The organism is Dysgonomonas sp. Shenzhen-Wh21 (assembly GCF_043392705.1).
In the GTDB taxonomy this organism is placed as follows: domain Bacteria; phylum Bacteroidota; class Bacteroidia; order Bacteroidales; family Dysgonomonadaceae; genus Dysgonomonas.
This window is the reverse complement of record NZ_JAIXHZ010000188.1, coordinates 1-3,432: the sequence shown is the minus strand read 5'-3', so window position 1 is coordinate 3,432 and position 3,432 is coordinate 1. Positions and strand designations below refer to the sequence as shown.

Sequence of the window (3,432 nt, the reverse complement as noted above, 5' to 3'; positions counted from 1 at the left end):
ATATTTTGCAAAAAATTTATCTTTCCTTACTGAAACAATAACAGAAGTGACTCCACTATCTGAGATTGCCGGCTATAAGCATATACACCCTCGTTTTGAAGGATGTCCATTCAAACAATGGATGGCTGCCGAAAATTATTATCAGGCATACATATATACACGGGATGATGTGTTTTTAGACAAACTTTGCGCTGTGATCTATTCTGTTGATAATTCGGAAAGCTCATTTGATGATCATAATACAAATAAGAGAAGTAAAAAATTCAAGAAAGTATCTCTTATCCAAAAATTAACGGTATTCGTTATGTATGCCGGATTGAAAGACCGGCTAACGAAAGAATTCCCTTATTTCTTTCAAAAAATAGATACAAAAACGAATGAGGTTACAGATAGACAACCGCCAAAAATGAGAGAACATTTTTCGAGGATGATCTATGTGCTGAATGGAGGCAATGTTGGAGAAACTGAAAAAGTACTTAATGCGGATTGCTGGCGAGCCTTTGATACGCTGAACTATAAGGCTTATGAAAATCAAGAGATGGAACAACGACTCAAAAAAATGAATAAAAAATGAATTTTGATGCATTTGATTATTTTTCAGGCTTATGCAATAAGCTTAAGAAAACAAAAGATAATGGATATTATCCATGCAAAGTATCGGGTATAGCAGCTATGGAGGAGGTTATCAATGCATATAAAACTCAGAAAGCATATTTTGCCATTGATGATACAAACGATGGATATACATATAAATCTACCGGGGGCGGTTATTTTGATAAGAAACAATACATTGTCTTTATCCTTCGGAAATTTGCGCTCAATAATATGGATCAGCAGAAAGAGTATCTTCAGGAGTGCCGTGACATTTATAAATCGATCTGCAAAAAACTGATTAAAGACAAAACTGCCGGTAAATTTCTTTATCTGAATACCGATAGAATTCCATTCTATGAGATAGAAGGTTATGGCATAGCCGGGTGTACAGGTCTTTATTTTATCATTACCGTTGATGAACCGACAAATCTATGTTATGATGCAAACGAATGGTACGAATGACAGAGCTCTATATCTGGAAGAATGGACAAAAATGATGGTGAATATATGGGAGGAAAGAATTCTTTTGCTCAACGTTCATGATACAGGAGCACTGTATGATTCATTGAAAGGTTTTCTTATAAAAAACTCGGGAGGAGATATTATCGTTATCGAGCACTTTTTTAATTTCTATGGAATCTATGTAGACAAGGGTACAGGAAAAGAATTCTACAAAGGGAATGCGGGTGATATAGGAATCACCCCCAACAGGAAAGCAAAGCCCTGGTTTAATCCTAAATTTTACTACTACACGATGAAGCTGGCGGAAAAGATGGCTGAAATAAGTGGGAAAGATTTCACATATATCATGAAGAAAGTAATTGAGGGAACAAATTCGTTCCCTTTTTTTGTCTTTTTCCATTCCTCGTTTTACTCCTTCTTTTATGAAAAAAAGAAGAAATGGCAAATCATTGTATAGAAATTATTTGTAGAGAATGTAACCTTGAATATTGCATTCTCTGTCATGCTGTTTGTCCATGTTGTAAAACTATTAATGAATTGTAAATATGAGCATTTTGGAACAATTAAGACAGTATTCAAATAAAGTAAGATATCAAACACTAAAAGAGGCAAATACAGCTGAACTTATCGGATATATATTTTTTAATATAATCCAATATTTATCAGGCATATTATTTGGATACATACGACAGCAAAGTGTAAATACTTATGCTCAATTGCTTAGTACTTATCCTTCGCCCGAATTAGGATGGACGGTTTTAGTAAAAGCAGATGAAACGAACAGTTACAAAGCAACATTGCGTCAATGGAATGGCTCTATATGGGTAAATCTGGATACTGCTTTATATGAAGATGATATAGCATTATCCGGAGGTTCAACAAAAACACTACAGGAAATTGATGACAGTAAGGCTGAGTCTGGTGGTTCGACTAGGACCCTTCAACAGATTGATGACTCTAAGGCTGAATCTGGCGGTTCGTCTAAGACCCTTCAACAGATTGATAATTTTAAATTAGATAAAGGGCAATATCTGGGTACGGCTCAAAATTTATATGATCTCATAATGTCAATAGAAGGTGGGTATAATGGAATCGCTTCTATAGATATAGTGAATCCAATAGTAAGAGGTTATTATATAAGTCTGACTGGAGGTGTATTTCCTAATTTCGGAAACATTGTAGTTCCTGAAGGGTATAGTATTTTATATTTTGAAGATGGTCATTGGGCATATCAAAATATAACTCTTAATCCAAATGATCCAATTTTAGACACAGATTTTTTTTGATTAATAAATTAAATATATGAATGTAGGTCAACCAACAAATCCGGGGAATGGTATTTGGAGTAATATTATTTCCTCAGAATCAGGAGTAAATGTCAATTACATAGAGGTATCTGATTTTGTAGACGGTACGGTAATGACAGATGATAAATTAGACAATGTAATTTATAGAAAAAAAGGAAGTTTGTATTTAAGACAAGCCTTAGATTTAACTAAAAGTCGCACATTAACAGTCAATACTGTAAATGACATCCGTTACATGTCGTTACAAAATATTATCCTATTAAAATTAGGATATTATAATAAGGTAACCACAAAAGGGTACTATGCTGATAGTGACGGTGGAACGTCCTCTTATTCTATCATGGAGAGTCTTGGCGTTGACGACGGGTTCTTAACAATAAATGCTGTTAATACTACATTGTCTATATCTCTTTCATTGATACAAGAACGTTAAAAAAGAAATATGATGCCCAAATAAAAGCTGCCGGAAACAACTCGAAACAGGTGAAAAAACTGGAAGAGCAACGTGATAAAGAACTAGCGGAAGTAAACAAGAAAAATGAAGAGCGTTCCTTCAAAATTCAGATCGCCATGGCTTTGGCATCAACGGCTCAATCTGCCATCAACGCCTATTCTTCTGCTGCTGCAATACCGGTTATAGGAATTACCCTTGCTCCTATTGCTGCAGGTGTAGCAACTGCAGCAGGGCTCTTACAAGTGGCAGCCATAAAAAAACAACATGAGGCTGCAATGGCTAATTACTGGGATGGCGGATATACCGGCCCGGGTGGAAAATATGATATTGCCGGCTATGTTCACAAAGGAGAATTTGTTGTCACCCAGGAGGCGTTATCTAATCCTCAGATAAGGCCTTATGTAGACATTATAGATGTTGCTCAACGCAACAATACTGTATCCAGTCTTAAATCAACTGACTTCTCAACTGCTATGGAGTACAGAGAAAAAGTTGCATTCTCACCTTTAGGCTCTAATGGAATAAGGAGTAAAGAGGAACAACTCCAAAATGAATACCTATTATCAGTGTTGAGCCAGGTAGTAGATACAATTGCAATCCTGGATAAAAGATTCA

5 protein-coding genes and 1 pseudogene are annotated in these 3,432 nt (G+C 35.5%); all 6 read left to right on the top strand.

Features of this window, described 5'->3' with window-relative positions:
- Positions 1–574, top strand: a 574-nt coding sequence (locus LDB17_RS13325; RefSeq protein WP_393925073.1) for a hypothetical protein, incomplete at its 5' end; no start/stop codon positions are given.
- A complete protein-coding gene (locus tag LDB17_RS13320; protein ID WP_252636415.1) occupies positions 571–1,056 on the top strand; it encodes a hypothetical protein in 486 nt (161 codons plus the stop codon). The genes LDB17_RS13325 and LDB17_RS13320, both read left to right, overlap by 4 nt.
- Complete coding sequence (locus LDB17_RS13315; RefSeq protein ID WP_393925072.1) at positions 1,031–1,513, top strand: hypothetical protein; 483 nt, start codon at positions 1,031–1,033, stop codon at positions 1,511–1,513. The genes LDB17_RS13320 and LDB17_RS13315 overlap by 26 nt, the downstream gene beginning before the upstream one ends.
- An 88-nt stretch (positions 1,514–1,601) precedes the next feature.
- The gene (locus LDB17_RS13310; RefSeq protein WP_393925071.1) at positions 1,602–2,342 is read left to right on the top strand and encodes a hypothetical protein; all 741 of its coding nucleotides are present in this window, start codon (positions 1,602–1,604) and stop codon (positions 2,340–2,342) included.
- A gap of 16 nt (positions 2,343–2,358) precedes the next feature.
- Positions 2,359–2,796 (top strand): hypothetical protein, encoded by a 438-nt coding sequence (locus LDB17_RS13305; protein ID WP_252636418.1) that lies wholly within the window; start codon positions 2,359–2,361, stop codon positions 2,794–2,796.
- A gap of 50 nt (positions 2,797–2,846) precedes the next feature.
- A pseudogene (locus LDB17_RS13300) lies at positions 2,847–3,432 on the top strand (phage tail tape measure protein); the annotation flags it as partial.